The following is a 15,983-nucleotide window of genomic DNA, read 5'->3' on the forward strand; positions in this document are numbered from 1 at the left end:
AGGAGACGAGTCACATGAGCACGAATCGCGGCGTCGTATATCTCGGTCAGGGCAAGGTCGAAGTCCAGTCCATCGACTATCCGAGAATGGTCGATCCGCGTGGCCGCGACATCGGCCACGGCGTCATTCTCAAAGTCGTCAGCACCAACATCTGCGGTTCGGACCAGCACATGGTTCGCGGCCGCACCACTGCGCCCATCGGACTCGTGCTGGGACACGAGATAACAGGCGAAGTCATCGAGATCGGCCGCGACGTCGAAACGCTCGCCATCGGCGATCTCGTGTCCGTGCCGTTCAACGTCGCGTGCGGACGCTGTCCCACGTGCAAGGCGCAGCACACGGGCGTGTGCCTGAACGTGAACCCGTCGCGGGCGGGCGGGGCGTACGGCTACGTCGACATGGGCGGCTGGATCGGCGGACAAGCCGAGTACGTGATGGTCCCGTACGCCGACTTCAACCTGCTGAAGTTCCCCGACAAGGCACAGGCGATGTCGAAGATCCGCGACCTCACTTGTCTCTCCGACATTCTCCCGACCGGCTATCACGGCGCCGTCATGGCGGGCGTGAAGCCAGGCGCGACCGTCTATGTCGCGGGCGCGGGACCGGTCGGCATGGCGGCGGCGGCATCGGCGCGTCTGTTGGGCGCGGCCTGCACCATCGTCGGCGACATGAACGAAGAGCGCCTCGCGCACGCGCGCAAGATGGGCTTCGAGACGGTCGATCTATCGAAAGACGCCACGCTCGCGCAACAAATCGAACAGATTCTCGGCAAGCCGGAAGTGGATAGCGCCGTCGATTGCGTCGGCTTCGAAGCGCATGGTCATGGCAGCGAGCACAACGCGGAGGCGCCGGCAACGGTCCTCAATTCGCTGATGGAAATCACGAAGGCAGCGGGCGCGATCGGCATTCCGGGCCTCTATGTCACCGACGACCCCGGCGCCGCCGATGCGGCCGCGCAGAAGGGCAGTCTCAGCATCCGCTTCGGCCTCGGCTGGGCGAAGTCGCATTCGTTCCATACGGGCCAAACGCCGGTGATGAAGTACAACCGCAATCTCATGCAGGCGATTTTGTGGGATCGTCTGCCGATTGCGGATATCGTGAACGTCTCGGTGGTATCGCTCGATCAGGCGCCGGACGGTTATCGTCAATTCGATGGCGGCGCGCCGCGCAAGTTCGTGCTCGATCCGCACGGCATGCTCAAAGCCGCTTAAAGCAAAAGCGCCCCTTAAACAAGGGGCGCTTTTTCATGCGAAGCACCAGTAAGCTCAGGCCACCATCACCGGGACCGGACTCAAAGGCGGCACCTGCTTCCTTCTCTCGCGCGTCGGCGCAGTGCCGAATGCATCGCGATAGCTCTTCGAGAAGTGGCAAGCGGACTGAAATCCGCACGCCATCGTGATGTGCATGATGGACATATCCGTCTGCAACAGCAGCTCGCGCGCGCGTCGCAAACGCAGCGTCAGATAGTAATGCGTCGGCGTCATGCCGAGATGCTCGCGAAAGAGCCGCTGCAATTGCCGTTGCGACATGCCGGCAAGCCGCGCGAGTTCTTCGCGCGACAACGGCTCTTCGATGTTGTTCTCCATCAGCGAGATCACTTCGAACAAGGACTTGTTCGCCGATCCGAGCCGCGCGACCAGGGGCATGCGCTGCTGGGCGCTCGTATCCCGCACGTGTTCGACGATGAACTGCTCGGCAATCTGCGTGACGCGCGCAGTGCCGACGCGCGAGGCGATCAGATTCAGCATCATGTCGAGCGGCGCGACCCCGCCGGTACACGTCACGCGATCGCGGTCGATCACGAAGAGTTCCTTCAGGAAGCGCGTGTCCGGAAACTCTTCTTTAAGCGCCGACATGTTCTCCCAGTGAATCGCGCAGGCATAGCCCGCCAATAAACCTGCACGCGCGAGCGCATACGTGCCGGTGCACAGGCTGCCTAGCACGCAGCCCGTGCGCGCGAAGCGGCGCAACGCAGCAAGATGCTCGAGGGCGGTCGAGCGCTGCACGTCGATGCCGCCCACCACGAACACGATATCCGGCTGGCCCACGCATTCCACCGGTCCCGTATCGACGGAGAGTCCATTGCTCGCCGTGACCGGTCCGCCCGTGGGACTCACGATGGACCATCGATACAGCGGCTGTCCTGTCAGATAGTTCGCCATGCGCAGCACTTCGATCGCGTTGGTGAACGCCATCATCGTGAAGTTGGGAAGCGGCATGAAGGCGAAGTGCGACAGCGACGCCGTGCGATCGGAGGACATGGGGGAGTTGATTCCTTGGAATCTGATGTTCGACGCCGTCATTCGCGGCGCTTGTCACTTCTGTCATGGGTAGACAGTTCTGCATTTTGATTTCGAGTGCAACTAGCATGCCATCAGGCTAAACCCTGAGCGCCTTCATGCATCTGCGATTCACGCGTCGAAGCACGCACTAACGCGGCGCGAACGCCCGTTTGAAAGCACTCATAAAGCGCACGATCGTTCCTCCGCAGTGCAGCGCGTGCGGGCAAAGCGTCCTACACCCAAAGCCTTTTCGCCACTTGTCGAAAAAGGACGCGCATGTCGGAAAAGGCCAAGAACACGTCTGAATTCATAAATTGACCAGCAAGGCGAGGGTCAAGAATAGACGCAACGATGAAGACACGAGCGGCCTGAAACACGCGACGCGAGCTTCATCCAACGACCGTTCTTTCTGACCCGGACTCAAGCCCATGTCGAACTCGAATCCCTTCTTCGAAGCGCCGCTCGCGGCCCGCGATGCCTCGGTGCGCAGCGCGGTACTGAAAGAGCTGGAGCGCCAGCAATCGCAGGTGGAACTGATCGCGTCGGAAAACATCGTGTCGCGCGCCGTGCTGGAAGCACAAGGCTCCGTTCTGACGAATAAGTACGCAGAAGGCTATCCGGGCAAGCGCTATTACGGCGGCTGCGAGTTCGTCGATGAAGTCGAGGCGCTCGCGATCGATCGCATCAAGCAACTCTTCGGCGCGAAGTTCGCGAACGTGCAGCCGCATTCGGGCGCGCAGGCCAACGGCGCGGTGATGCTCGCGCTGGCGAAGCCGGGCGACACCGTGCTCGGCATGTCGCTCGATGCAGGCGGCCATCTCACGCATGGCGCGAAGCCGGCGCTCTCGGGCAAGTGGTTCAACGCGGTGCAGTACGGCGTGAGTCGCGACACCATGCTCATCGACTACGAGCAGATCGAGGAGTTGGCGCAGCAGCACAAGCCTTCGCTCATCATCGCGGGCTTCTCGGCTTATCCACGCAAGCTGGACTTCAAGCGGCTGCGCGCGATTGCGGACAACGCGGGCGCGAAGCTGATGGTCGATATGGCGCACATCGCGGGCATCATCGCGGCGGGGCGTCATGACAATCCGGTGGAGCACGCGCATGTCGTGACGTCCACCACGCACAAGACGCTGCGTGGTCCGCGCGGCGGCTTCGTGCTGACCAACGACGAAGACATCGCGAAGAAGATCAACTCCGCCGTTTTCCCGGGGCTGCAAGGCGGTCCGCTCATGCATGTGATCGCGGGCAAGGCGGTGGCCTTCGGCGAGGCGCTACAGCCCGATTTCACGAGCTATATCGACAACGTGCTCGCCAACGCGCAAGCACTCGGCGAAGTGCTCAAGGCAGGCGGCGTCGATCTGGTAACGGGCGGCACCGACAACCATCTGTTGCTCGTCGATCTGCGTCCGAAGAACCTGAAGGGCAACCAGGTCGAGCAGGCGCTGGAGCGCGCGGGCATCACCTGCAACAAGAACGGCATTCCGTTCGATACGGAAAAGCCCACCGTCACGTCAGGCGTTCGCCTCGGCACGCCGGCCGGCACGACACGCGGCTTCGGCGTGAACGAGTTCCGCGACATCGGCCGCCTGATTCTGGAAGTCTTCGACTCGCTGCGCGCGCATCCCGATGGCGATCCGCAAACAGAACAACGCGTGCGCCGCGAAATCTTCGCGCTGTGCGAACGTTTCCCCATCTACTGAGCACACACGGAGCAACAAGCGATGAGCACTCTGCACGATAACAGCATCATCATCGACGGCCTCAACATCTCGAAGTTCGAGCGCTCCGTGTTCGAGGACATGCGCAAGGGCGGCGTCACGGCGGTGAACTGCACGGTGTCCGTGTGGGAAGACTTTCAGAAGACCGTGGACAACATCGCGGAAATGAAGCAGCAAATCCGCGATTACAGCGAGATTCTCACGCTGGTGCGCACCACCGACGACATTCTGCGCGCGAAGAAAGAGAACAAGACGGGCATCATCTTTGGCTTCCAGAACTCGTATGCGTTCGAGGACAACCTCGGCTATATCGAAGTGTTCAAGGAACTCGGCGTGAATGTGGTGCAGCTCTGCTACAACACGCAGAACCTCGTCGGCACCGGCTGCTATGAAGCCGACGGCGGTCTGTCCGGCTATGGCCGCGAAGTGATTCAGGAGATGAATCGCGTCGGCATCATGGTCGATCTGTCGCACGTGGGCGCGAAGACATCATCGGATGCCATCGCCTGCTCGAAGAAGCCCGTCACGTATTCGCATTGCTGCCCGTCGGGCCTTAAAGAACATCCGCGCAACAAGACGGATGAGCAACTGAAGGAAATTGCCGACGCCAACGGCTTCGTCGGCGTGACGATGTTCGCGCCGTTCCTGAAGCGCGGCCCGGACGCGACGGTCGAGGACTATCTGGAGGCCATCGAATACGTGGTCGATCTCATCGGCGAGGACCGCGTGGGTATCGGCACGGACTTCACGCAAGGCTACAGCACGGAGTTCTTCGACTGGATCACGCATGACAAGGGCCGTTATCGCCAACTCACGAACTTTGGCAAGGTCGTGAATCCGGAAGGAATCCGAACGATCGGTGAATTCCCGAATTTGACGGCCGCAATGGAGCGCGCGGGCTGGAGCGAGTCGCGCATCAAGAAGGTGATGGGCGAAAACTGGCTGCGCGTATTCGGCGAAGTCTGGAACGTGTGAACGCAACGACACAAGAACAGGAACCTGAGATGCAACCGCAACTGCCTATCGACGTCGACGCGCAAACGGGCGTCTGGACCACCGACGCACTGCCGATGCTTTACGTGCCGCGTCACTTCTTCACGAACAATCATGTGGCCGTGGAAGAAGCACTGGGACGCGAGACGTATGCCGAAATTCTCTACAAGGCCGGCTACAAGTCCGCGTATCACTGGTGCGACAAGGAAGCCGCGAAGCACGGCATCGCCGGCATGGACGTGTTCGAGCATTACCTGAAGCGCCTGTCGCAGCGCGGCTGGGGTCTCTTCGATATCGTCGAATCGGACCCGCAAAGCGCGATGGCGCGCATTCACTTGCGGCACTCGTCGTTCGTGCTCGCGCAGCCTGGCAAGCAGGGCAAGCTCTGCTACATGTTCGCGGGCTGGTTCGCCGGCGCGATGGACTGGGTGAACGACACCGTATCAGACAGCGCGAATAAAGGCCCGCGCTCGCGATCCATCGAAACGCAATGCGCGGCCGAAGGCCACGATCATTGCGTGTTCGAAGTGTCGCCGTTGCAACTCCACGCGTAGCTTCAATCCGAGGTCGTCCGCCATGCGTTACCCGAACCTTTTCAAGCCGCTCACGCTGAACAAGCTGACTCTGCGTAACCGCATCGTCAGCACGGCGCATGCGGAGGTTTATGCCGAACCGGGCGGCCTGCCCGGCGACCGCTATATCCGCTATTACGAGGAAAAAGCGAAGGGTGGCGTGGGGCTCGCCGTGTGCGGCGGCTCGAGCCCGGTATCGATCGACAGTCCGCAAGGCTGGTGGAAGTCGGTGAACCTGTCGACCGACAAGATCATCGATCCGCTGTCGCGTCTTGCCGAAGCCATGCACCGTCACGGCGCGAAGATCATGATTCAGGCCACGCACATGGGCCGCCGCTCTGCATGGCATGGGGAGAACTGGCCGCATCTGATGACGCCATCGGGCGTGCGCGAGCCGGTGCATCGCGGTAACGCCAAGATCATCGAAGTGGAAGAGATTCGCCGCATCATCGAAGACTTCGCAGCCGCTGCGAAGCGCGTGAAAGATGCGGGCATGGACGGCATCGAAATCTCGGCGGCGCACCAGCATCTGATCGATCAGTTCTGGAGCCCGCGCACCAACTTTCGCACGGACGAATGGGGCGGCTCGCTCGAAAACCGCCTGCGTTTCGGCGTGGAAGTGCTGAAGGCCGTGCGCGAAGCCGTGGGCGCCGACTTTTGCGTGGGCCTGCGCATGTGCGGCGACGAGTTCCATGAAGACGGCCTGTCGCACGAAAACCTCAAGGAGATCGCGCAGGCCATGTCGGAGACGGGCCTCATCGATTACATCGGCGTGATCGGCTCGGGCGCGGATACGCACAACACGCTCGCCAACTGCATGCCGCCGATGGCGCTCCCGCCCGAGCCTTTCGTGCATCTCGCAGCGGGCATCAAGTCGGTGGTGAAGCTGCCGATCATGCACGCGCAAAGCATTCGCGATGCGGGGCAGGCCGAGCGTCTGCTTGCGAACGGCATGGTCGATCTCGTCGGCATGACGCGCGCGCAGATTGCCGACCCGCATATGGTCATCAAGATTCGCGATGGCCGCGAGGACGAGATCAAGCAATGCGTCGGCGCAAACTATTGCATCGACCGCCAGTACAACGGGCTCGACGTGCTGTGCGTGCAGAACGCGGCGACGTCGCGCGAAGCGACCATGCCGCATGTCATCGAAAAGACGCGCGGACCGAAGCGCAAGGTCGTGGTCGTCGGCGCGGGGCCTGCGGGACTGGAGGCGGCGCGCGTGGCGAAATCGCGCGGGCATGACGTCGTGCTCTTCGAGAAGAACGATTACGTCGGCGGTCAGATCATGCTTGCCGCAAAGGCGCCGCAACGCGAGCAGATGGCGGGCATCGTTCGATGGTTCGACATGGAAACGAAGCGGCTCGGCGTGGACCGGCGCTTGGGTGTCGCGGCGGACGATAAGACCATCATGGCGGAGAAGCCCGATATCGTCGTGCTTGCGACGGGCGGTTCGTCGTTCACGGATCAGGTGCCTGCGTGGGGCGTCGAGCAAGGGCTCGCCGTGAGCGCGTGGGACATTCTCTCGGGCAAGGTCGAGCCGGGCAAGAACGTGCTCGTCTACGACGGCGTGAGCACGCATGCCGGCGCGGGCGTGGCGGACTTCATCGCATCGCGCGGTGGAAACGTGGAGATCGTGACGCCCGATGTGAAAGTGGCCGATGACGTGGGCGGCACCACGTTCCCGATCTTCTATCGGCGCCTGTATGCGCAAGGCGTGATTCATACGCCGAACTACTGGCTCGACAAGGTGTACGAGGAAGACGGCAAGAAGATCGCCGTGCTGCGCAACGAGTACACGGAAGAGCAGGAAGAACGCGCGGTCGATCAGGTGGTGATCGAGAACGGCAGCACGCCCAACGACGCGCTGTACTGGAAGCTCAAGCCCGAATCGCTGAATCGCGGCCAGGTGGACGTGCACACGCTCTTCGCGGCGCAAGCGCAGCCGTGCTTGTCCGAAGAACTCGGCAACGGGCGCTTTCTGCTGTTCAGAGTCGGCGACTGCATCTCGATGCACAACATCCACGGCGCGATCTACGACGCGCTGCGGCTTTGCAAAGACTTTTGACGAGGGCATTGCACGATGAACCCCGTGTTTGTCATCACCGCCTTGCTGTGGCTCTCGGTGGCGGGTCTCGCCTTCGCCGTCATGAAGCGCGCGGCATACTGGCGCGAAGGCCGCGCCACCGCGGCCGGCGCGTACGGCTGGGGAAATCTCCTTAGTATCCCGAAGCGGTACTTCGTGGACCTGCACCATGTCGTGGCGCGCGATCCGTATATCGCGAAGACGCACGTGGCGACAGCGGGCGGCGCGATTCTCGCGATGGCGCTCGTCTTCGTCAACTACGGTCTCGCGATCTATTCGCCGTGGATCGACAAGCTGATCTTCATCGCGGCGCTCGTCATGTTGGGCGGCACGTTCTTCGTGTGGAAGCGCAGGCACGGCGCGAAACAAGTGCCGGCGCGTCTGTCGCGCGGACCGTGGGACGCGTTGCCGTTGCTGCTCGGCGCGTTCGCCCTCGGCCTCGCACTGTTCACGCTGCTGCCCGCAACGTGGATGTCGGGTGCGCTTGCGATCATCGTCGCTTTGTCGATTGCGGCGGGCGCTTACACGATGACCTTCGGCGCGGCGCGCGGCGGCCCGATGAAGCACGCGATGGCGGGTCTTCTGCATCTCGCGTTTCATCCGCGCCAGGAGCGTTTCAAGGCGCAGCATGAAAACGATGTGGTGCCGCCCACGGCGCTGAAGAAGCCCGTTCTCGATGCCAGGGAATACGGCGTCGGCAAGCCGGTCGAGTTCCGCTGGAATCAGCTCCTGAGTTTCGATGCATGCGTGCAGTGCGGCAAGTGCGAAGCGGCGTGCCCCGCGTTCGCATCGGGTCAGCCGTTGAACCCGAAGAAGCTGATACAGGATCTCGTGACCGGCATGGTCGGCGGCACGGACGCGGCGTATGCAGGCAGCGCCACGCCGGGGATTCCCGTCGGCAAGCACGCGGGCGCGCCGGGCAAGCCGCTGATTTCGAGCATGGTCGAAGCGGACACCATCTGGTCCTGCACCACGTGCCGCGCGTGCGTGCAGGAGTGTCCGATGCTGATCGAACATGTCGATGCCATCGTCGATATGCGCCGCAATCAGACGCTCGTCGAAGGCGACGTGCCGGGCAAAGGTCCGATCACGCTCGCCAACCTGCGCGAGACCGGCAGCGCGAATGGCTACGACATCGGCGCGCGTTACGACTGGTCGGTGGATCTGCAAGTGCAGGTCGCGCAGCCCGGGCGGCCGGTGGATGTCTTGCTGATAGCAGGCGAAGGCGCGTTCGACATGCGCTATCAACGCACGCTGCGCGCATTCGTGAAGGTGCTGAACAAGGCGGGCGTCGATTATGCGGTGCTCGGCGGCGTGGAAACCGATACGGGCGATACCGCTCGCCGCTTAGGCGACGAAGCCACGTTCCAGCAATGCGCCTCGAAGCTCATGGAGACGCTTTCGCGCTATACGTTCCGGCGCATTGTCACGGCGGATCCGCACGTGCTGCATAGCCTGCGCAACGAATATCGCGCGCTCGGCGGCTTCTACGAAGTGCAGCATCACACTGCGTTCATGGCCGGGCTCGTGGCCAGCGGCAAGCTCACGCCGAAGGCGGCCGCCGTGCTCGCGGACAAGAAGATCACGTATCACGACCCCTGTTATCTCGGCCGCTACAACGGCGAGACCGAGGCGCCGCGCAAGCTGCTGAAGTCCATCGGAATCAAGGTTGTCGAGATGGAACGCCACGGCATGCGCGCGCGGTGTTGCGGCGGCGGGGGCGGTGCGCCGCTCACGGATATCCCCGGCAAGCAGCGCATTCCCGATATCCGCATGGCGGACGCCAAAGCGGTCGGCGCCGATGTGGTCGCGGTGGGCTGCCCGCAATGCACCGCGATGCTCGAAGGCGTGGTCGGTGCTCGTCCCGAAGTGCTCGACGTGGCGGAGCTGGTCGCCGCAGCACTGGAGTAACGCATGAACACGATCAAACGAATCGATCCGCGCCGGCCGTTCATCGTCACGACAGCGGGACTGCGGCGCATCACGCTGGGCGAAGTCGGCACGGGCGCGTTGCAGGACTTCGCGTCGGCGCATGCCGCGCATCGCGATACGGCGAAGCCGCGCCGCACGACGAAGCCCGCGCGGCGCAGCGTGCTGGTGGCGGCGCATACGGATCGCGGCGCGTTGGACGACCACACGCGCCAGGCGCTTGCCGCTGCCGCGCTGCTCGCTGACGACGACACGGAAGTCGTGCTGATCGTGTTCGGCGCGTTCAACGACAACGCGGCATCGCTCGGCGCGGATCGCTATGTCGAACTGGACGCCTTCGACAGCCGGCGTTTCGCGCCCGACGAAGAACTGCGCGCGCTCGCCGCATGCGCCGCTGCCTTCGCGCCCGCGCATCTCTTCATGCCCGACAACGCGACAGGCGATGGCGATCTCGGCCGCCGTTACGCGGCGCTCGCGGGTGCGAGCATCGCGACGCATGTCGCGGAACTGGATGCCACGCACGCCGCGAGTTATGCGCAAGCGGGCCGCGCATGGGCATCGCGCGCATTGCCGGAGGTCGTCATGCTAGCCCCGAATGCCGTGGATGCGAAGCTGCCTTTCGTCGGCGCGGGCGAGCGCGTGCCGAGCGAGGGCATCGTGCCTGCACCGACGGCGAGCGCATATGTCGATCTCGGCATCGAAGAGCTGGACGCCGCGCAGATCGCGCTTGAAGAGGCGGATTTCATTGTCTCGGCGGGCAATGGCGTCTCCGACGTTGCCGCGTTCGAGGCGCTAGCCAGCACGCTCGGCGCTGCAATAGGCGCGAGCCGTGTCGCAGTGGATGACGGCAAGTTCACGCGCGACAAGCAGATCGGCGCAACGGGCAAGACCGTGCAGGCGAGCGTGTATATCGCGTTCGGCATCTCGGGCGCGGTGCAGCATCTGCAAGGCATCAAGGATTGCCGTCACGTCATCGCGGTGAATTCCGATGCGAGCGCGCCCATCGCGAAGCGCGCGAATCTCACGGTCGTCGCGGATACGCAGGAGACGATCAAGGCGCTTACCGACGCGGCTTCGGCAGCGCGGGCATCGCGTGGTAATGGCGCGTCCATCGTGCTCGACGCGCCGCTCGCGGAAGGAGTGTTCGCATGAAGATCGCCGTGCTCGTTTCCGTGGGACGCCACCCGGTGAGCGGTGTCGCGCGCTATAGCCGCAACGACGCCGCTGCGCTGACCATTGCGCTCGATATCGCGAGACATCAAGGCGCGCAGCTCGACGTGTTGCACGCGGGCGATCCTTCGAATGCCGCGCTTGCGGAATATCTAGCACTCGGCGCGCCGCGCGTCGAAGTGCTCAACACCGAAGGCGATGCGTGCGCCGCGCTCGCACAGCGCATCGCGGGCTATGACCTCGTGCTGACGGGCACGCGCGCAGAAGGCGCATTCGATAGCGGCACGTTGCCGTACAAGCTGGCGAACGCGTTGAATATCGCGCTCGTTGGTTCCGCGGTGGATTTGAGCGTGACCAAGGAAGGCGTGGAAGTGCGCCAGTTCATGCCCAAGGGCCTGCGCCGGCGCGTGCGCGTGCAACCGCCTGCGCTCATCGCCGTGCATCCGCTCGCCAATGCCGCGCCGCGTTATGCGTATGCGCGCATGCGCGAGGGACACGTCGTGCCGGTGGCATCGAGTGCGCCGGTGGACAACGAGGGCAAGGCGTGGACGCTCGGCCCTATCGCAGCGAAACCCAAGCGCCTCGCCGCGCCGGAGAAGCGCAGCGGTCACGCGCGCATGCTCTCCGCGACGACGACGGAGAGCCGTGGCGGCAGCGTCGTAATTGAAGGGAGTTCCGTCGAAAAAGCACAAGTGATTCTGGCGTATTTGCGCGAGCATCAACTGGTCGATTACTGATTTCGACGCGCAGCAGACGATAAACGGGCCAAAGCGATGCAGGAGCACACGATGAAAGTATCGGCAGACGTTCGCGCAATGATCGAACGCCGCAAGAAAGGCTACACGCTCGAAGCGCCGTTCTATACGAGCGAGGAGATTCACGCGCTCGATATGGACGCCATCTTCAAGCGGCACTGGATTCAGGTCGCTGTAGAGCCGGACGTGCCCGAGCCCGGTGACTACACGACAGTCGAGATCGGCGCCGATTCGATTCTGATCGTGCGCGACGACGACATGCAGATTCGCGCGTTCCATAACGTGTGCCGTCATCGCGGCGCGCGTCTGTGCAACGAGGAGAAAGGCTCGCTCGGCAACATCGTGTGCCCGTATCACAGCTGGACGTATAGCCTCAACGGCGATCTCATGTTCGCGGAGCACATGGGCGACCAGTTCGACCGCTGCAAGCACAGCCTGAAGAAGGTGCATGTCGAGAATCTCGCAGGCTTGATCTTCATCTGTCTCGCCGATGAACCGCCCGCCGATTTCGCCGTGATGCGCGCGGCCATGGAGCCATATCTGCTTCCGCATGGCCTTGAGGATTGCAAGATCGCGGCAAGCATCGATATCGTGGAGAAGGGCAACTGGAAGCTCACGATGGAGAACAATCGCGAGTGTTACCACTGCGTCGCGAATCATCCGGAGCTCACCATTTCGCTCTATGAATACGGCTTCGGCTATCAACGCTCGCCCGCGAACGAGGAAGGCATGGCGGCGTTCGAGCGCACGGTCGTCGAACGCACGAAGCAGTGGGAAGCGATGAGTCTGCCGTCCGCGGAGATCGACCGTCTGTCCGATCTCGTCACCGGCTTTCGCACGCAGCGCCTGCCGCTCGACCGCGACGGCGAATCGCAGACGCTCGATGCGAAGGTCGCATCGAAGAAGCTGCTGGGCGGCTTCGCGCGCGCGGACCTGGGCGGCTTGTCGTTCTGGACGCAGCCAAATTCGTGGCATCACTTCATGAGCGATCACATCGTGACGTTCTGCGTGATCCCGCTGTCCGCAGGCGAAACGCTCGTGCGCACGAAGTGGCTCGTGCATAAGGATGCGCAGGAAGGCATCGACTACGACGTCGATAATCTCACCGCCGTTTGGCGCGCGACGAACGATCAGGACCGCACGCTCGTCGAGTACTCGCAACTCGGCGCGGTGAGCAGCGCCTACGAGCCGGGCCCGTACTCGCCCTATACGGAGGGGCTCGTCGAGAAGTTCTCCGAGTGGTACATCGGGCGACTCGGTGACTATGCGAACGCGCCCGACGAGAAGCTCGCCCCGCATGGCGAGAAAGTCGTTTCCTTCATGCGCTAGGCGCGTTAAAGAGGCACATCATGATGCGCGATCAGGCGACGTTCGAGCCGACTCCCAGCCGCGTGACTCAACCGAGGTTCTGGGGCGCGCTGCCCGCGCGCTGGAACAGCGACACCGAGGATACGCTCGTCTGCTGCCACGTCCGGCAGGAAACGCACGACGTGAAGAGCTTTTTCTTCCGTGCAGCCGATGAACGCACATTCGTCTTCGAGCCGGGACAGTTCATCACGCTCGAACTCGACATCGACGGCGAGCCGGTGAACCGCTGCTATACGATCTCGTCCGCGCCCACGCGTCCGCACACCATCTCGATCACGGTGAAGCGCGTGCCGGGCGGCAAGGTGTCGAACTGGCTGCATGACAACGTCGTCGCGGGATCGCGCGTGCGCGTGCTCGGACCATCGGGCGAGTTCACCTGCGCGCGGCATCCGGCGCGCAAGTTCTTGTTTCTCTCGGCGGGATCGGGCATTACGCCGCTCATGTCGATGAGCCGCGCGCATCACGAACTGGGCGACGACGCCGATATCGTCTTCGTGCATAGCGCGCGCACGCCGGACGACATCATCTTCGCTCGCGAGCTGGATTTGATCGCGTCGAATCATGCGAATTTCCGCACGGCGTTCGTGTGCGAGCGCGTGGGCGCGCGCACGAATTGGCCTGGAATCACGGGCTTTTTGAGCTTGCCGCTGCTGAAGCTGATTGCGCCGGACTTTCTCGAACGCGAAATCTTCACGTGCGGTCCGGCGCCGTATATGAAGGCGGTGCGCGATCTGCTCGACGAAGGCGGCTTCGACCGCACGCACTACCACGAAGAGAGCTTTTCGTTCGAGACCATCGCGGACGTGGCCTCGCAGTTGGCGAGCGCACATGTTGGTGATGCCATCGCCGCGCACGCCGATGCGATCGAAGCACGCGATGAATCGAGCGGCTTCGCGCCCGCGCCCGTCGACACCACGTTCAAGGTGAGCTTTGCCAAGAGCCGGCGCGAGATCGAATGCGGCAGCACGCAGCATGTTCTAGATGCCGCGAAGAAGGCGGGCGTGCGCCTGCCGTCGTCGTGCACGCAAGGCATGTGCGGCACATGCAAGGTGAAGCTCGTCTCGGGCGAAGTATCGATGAAACATGCGGGCGGCATCCGTCAGCGCGAAATCGATCAGGGCATGGTGCTGCTGTGTTGCAGCACGCCGCTCACCGATCTCGTCGTCGATAAATAGCGCGTCGTTTCTGGACAACTGCGTGTCGTAAAAGCGCGTTACGTGGCAATTCTGGCTGGCGATTCTGCATACACGGCGTGGGGCCGCAAAGGGGAAAGCAATGAAAGCGATGAGAAGACTGTTCGTGCTGGGCGCGATGAGCGCGGCCCTTGCCGCGAGCATGGGTGCGGGCGCCGATGAGAAGCCGACCATCAAGATCGGCTACGTCGAAGGATGGGACGATAGCGTGGCGACGTCGAACGTGGCGGCGCGCATCATCGAAAAGCGGCTCGGCTATCAGGTGCAACTGGTGCCGGTCGCGGCGGGCGTGATGTGGCAAGGCGTGGCGCGTGGCGACCTCGATGCGACGCTGTCCGCATGGCTGCCGGTCACGCACGGCGCGTACTGGAACAACTTCAAGTCAAAGGTCGTGAATCTCGGACCGAACTTCAATGACGCGAAGATCGGCCTGATCGTGCCGGAAAACGCGGACGTAACGAGCCTGTCCGATCTCGAAGCGAAGAAGGCGGAGTTCGATTCGCGCATCGTCGGCATCGACGCGGGCGCGGGCGTCATGCAAAAGACGAGCGAAGCGATCAAGGCATACAACCTCGATTACCGGCTCATGCCGAGTTCCGGCAGCGCGATGACGGCCGAGCTTGCGCGCTCGGAAGCGGCCAACAAGCCGATCATCGTGACCGGCTGGAAGCCGCACTGGATGTTCGCGAAGTACAAGCTCAAATTCCTCGAAGATCCGAAGAAGGTCTTCGGCGAGGCCGAGCATGTCGATAACGTCGTCAACCCCGAGCTGGAAAAGAAGGCGCCGCCTGTAGTCGCGTTCCTGAAGAAGTTCCAGTGGAAGCCGGGCGAAATCGACAGCGTGATGCTCGCGACGCAGAACGGCGAGAAGCCGACTGCCGCCGCGGATGCATGGATCAGCGCACACGGCGATCGCGTGGATAGCTGGGTGAAGTAAGCGTCAGGCAGGGCCCGATGAAAAGCGCCGCTCTCGAGCGGCGCTTTGACGTTTCAGGCGCGCTTCAGGCCGCTAGCGCAGCACGACGGTCCTCTCGCCGTTGATGAACACGCGCCGCTCGACGAACGCCTTCACGGCACGCGCAAGCGTGATGCATTCGACGTCGCGCCCGGTCGCGAGCAGACGCTCCGGGCTATACGCGTGATCGACGCGCTCCACTTCCTGCTCGATGATCGGGCCTTCGTCGAGATCGTCGGTGACGAAGTGCGCGGTCGCGCCGATGAGTTTCACGCCGCGCGCATGAGCCTGATGATATGGCTTCGCGCCCTTGAAGCCGGGCAGGAACGAGTGATGGATGTTGATCGCGCGGCCCGCGAGCTTGCGGCTGGTGTCGGCCGAGAGAATCTGCATGTAGCGCGCGAGAATCAGCAACTCGGCGCCCGATGTTTCGAAGAGATCGAGCACGCGCGCTTCCTGCTGCGGCTTGGTGTCGGCCGTGATCGGCAGATGATGAAACGGCAGACCGTGCTGCGCAGCGAGCGGCGCGAGATCCGTATGATTCGAAGCGATGCCCACGATATCCATCTTGAGCTCGCCCATGCGCCAGCGGAACAGCAGGTCCGCGAGGCAGTGTTCGAGCTTCGACACCATGATGAGCACCTTCGGCCGCACGGCGAGATCGTGCATGGCCCACGTCATCGAAAAGCGCGTGGCGATGGGCGCGAATTCGCGTTGCAGGATGGCGAGGTCCAGCGTGTCGTCGCGGCGCGCGGCATGGAAGACGCACCGCACGAAGAAGCGTTCGCTCAGGTCGTCGTCGAAGACGCTGAGTTCGTCGATATAGCCGTGGTGATGCTCCAGAAAGCCGACTATCGCGGCTACCTGACCCGCCGCGCTCGGGCACGCGACGGTGAGCACCAGTTGATTGAGGCGAGGTTGCGCTGACATGCGTGCTCCACGTTCGAGAGAAGGCGTCG

The 15,983-nt window shown here is 63.0% G+C and carries 13 protein-coding genes; 11 read left to right on the top strand and 2 right to left on the bottom strand.

Features of this window, described 5'->3' with window-relative positions:
- The first annotated feature begins 14 nt into the window (after nt 1–14).
- Nucleotides 15–1,211, top strand: coding sequence for a formaldehyde dehydrogenase, glutathione-independent (gene fdhA / locus NCR37_RS19190; RefSeq protein ID WP_250474418.1), 1,197 nt, complete (start codon nt 15–17; stop codon nt 1,209–1,211).
- Nucleotides 1,212–1,265: 54 nt separating this feature from the next.
- On the opposite strand, the gene NCR37_RS19195 is transcribed toward fdhA, so the two are convergent.
- Nucleotides 1,266–2,261: a GlxA family transcriptional regulator gene (locus tag NCR37_RS19195; RefSeq protein WP_250474419.1), complete on the bottom strand. Its 996-nt coding sequence runs from the start codon at nt 2,259–2,261 to the stop codon at nt 1,266–1,268.
- A 449-nt stretch (nt 2,262–2,710) separates the two neighbouring features.
- Between NCR37_RS19195 and NCR37_RS19200 the strand changes: the two genes are divergently transcribed.
- From NCR37_RS19200 to NCR37_RS19245, 10 genes are all read left to right on the top strand, one after another.
- Nucleotides 2,711–3,985: a serine hydroxymethyltransferase gene (locus NCR37_RS19200; RefSeq protein WP_250474420.1), complete on the top strand. Its 1,275-nt coding sequence runs from the start codon at nt 2,711–2,713 to the stop codon at nt 3,983–3,985.
- 21 nt (nt 3,986–4,006) lie between these two features.
- Nucleotides 4,007–4,978: a dipeptidase gene (locus NCR37_RS19205; RefSeq protein ID WP_206469039.1), complete on the top strand. Its 972-nt coding sequence runs from the start codon at nt 4,007–4,009 to the stop codon at nt 4,976–4,978.
- Between the two features lie 29 nt (nt 4,979–5,007).
- On the top strand, nt 5,008–5,550 hold the full coding sequence (locus tag NCR37_RS19210) for a DUF5943 domain-containing protein (protein WP_250474421.1): 543 nt from the start codon (nt 5,008–5,010) through the stop codon (nt 5,548–5,550).
- A gap of 22 nt (nt 5,551–5,572) precedes the next feature.
- Nucleotides 5,573–7,636, top strand: a complete 2,064-nt coding sequence (locus tag NCR37_RS19215) for an NADH:flavin oxidoreductase (RefSeq protein ID WP_250474422.1) — start codon at nt 5,573–5,575, stop codon at nt 7,634–7,636.
- Between the two features lie 15 nt (nt 7,637–7,651).
- Nucleotides 7,652–9,565, top strand: coding sequence for a (Fe-S)-binding protein (locus NCR37_RS19220; protein WP_250474423.1), 1,914 nt, complete (start codon nt 7,652–7,654; stop codon nt 9,563–9,565).
- A 3-nt stretch (nt 9,566–9,568) separates the two neighbouring features.
- Entirely contained in the window at nt 9,569–10,735 is a 1,167-nt protein-coding gene (locus NCR37_RS19225) for an electron transfer flavoprotein subunit alpha/FixB family protein (RefSeq protein ID WP_250474424.1), read from the top strand.
- Nucleotides 10,732–11,490, top strand: coding sequence for an electron transfer flavoprotein subunit beta/FixA family protein (locus NCR37_RS19230; protein ID WP_250474425.1), 759 nt, complete (start codon nt 10,732–10,734; stop codon nt 11,488–11,490). The genes NCR37_RS19225 and NCR37_RS19230 overlap by 4 nt, the downstream gene beginning before the upstream one ends.
- 51 nt (nt 11,491–11,541) lie before the next feature.
- Nucleotides 11,542–12,837: an aromatic ring-hydroxylating oxygenase subunit alpha gene (locus NCR37_RS19235; RefSeq protein ID WP_250474426.1), complete on the top strand. Its 1,296-nt coding sequence runs from the start codon at nt 11,542–11,544 to the stop codon at nt 12,835–12,837.
- 20 nt (nt 12,838–12,857) lie between these two features.
- Nucleotides 12,858–14,051, top strand: a complete 1,194-nt coding sequence (locus NCR37_RS19240; RefSeq protein WP_502800557.1) for an FAD-binding oxidoreductase — start codon at nt 12,858–12,860, stop codon at nt 14,049–14,051.
- Between the two features lie 100 nt (nt 14,052–14,151).
- Complete coding sequence (locus tag NCR37_RS19245) at nt 14,152–15,006, top strand: glycine betaine ABC transporter substrate-binding protein (RefSeq protein ID WP_250474427.1); 855 nt, start codon at nt 14,152–14,154, stop codon at nt 15,004–15,006.
- Nucleotides 15,007–15,078: 72 nt separating this feature from the next.
- Here the strand turns inward: NCR37_RS19245 and purU are convergent, their stop codons facing one another.
- Nucleotides 15,079–15,954: a formyltetrahydrofolate deformylase gene (gene purU, locus NCR37_RS19250; protein ID WP_250474428.1), complete on the bottom strand. Its 876-nt coding sequence runs from the start codon at nt 15,952–15,954 to the stop codon at nt 15,079–15,081.
- Nucleotides 15,955–15,983: the final 29 nt, after the last annotated feature.

The organism is Caballeronia sp. GAFFF1 (genome assembly GCF_023630705.1).
Classification (GTDB): domain Bacteria; phylum Pseudomonadota; class Gammaproteobacteria; order Burkholderiales; family Burkholderiaceae; genus Caballeronia.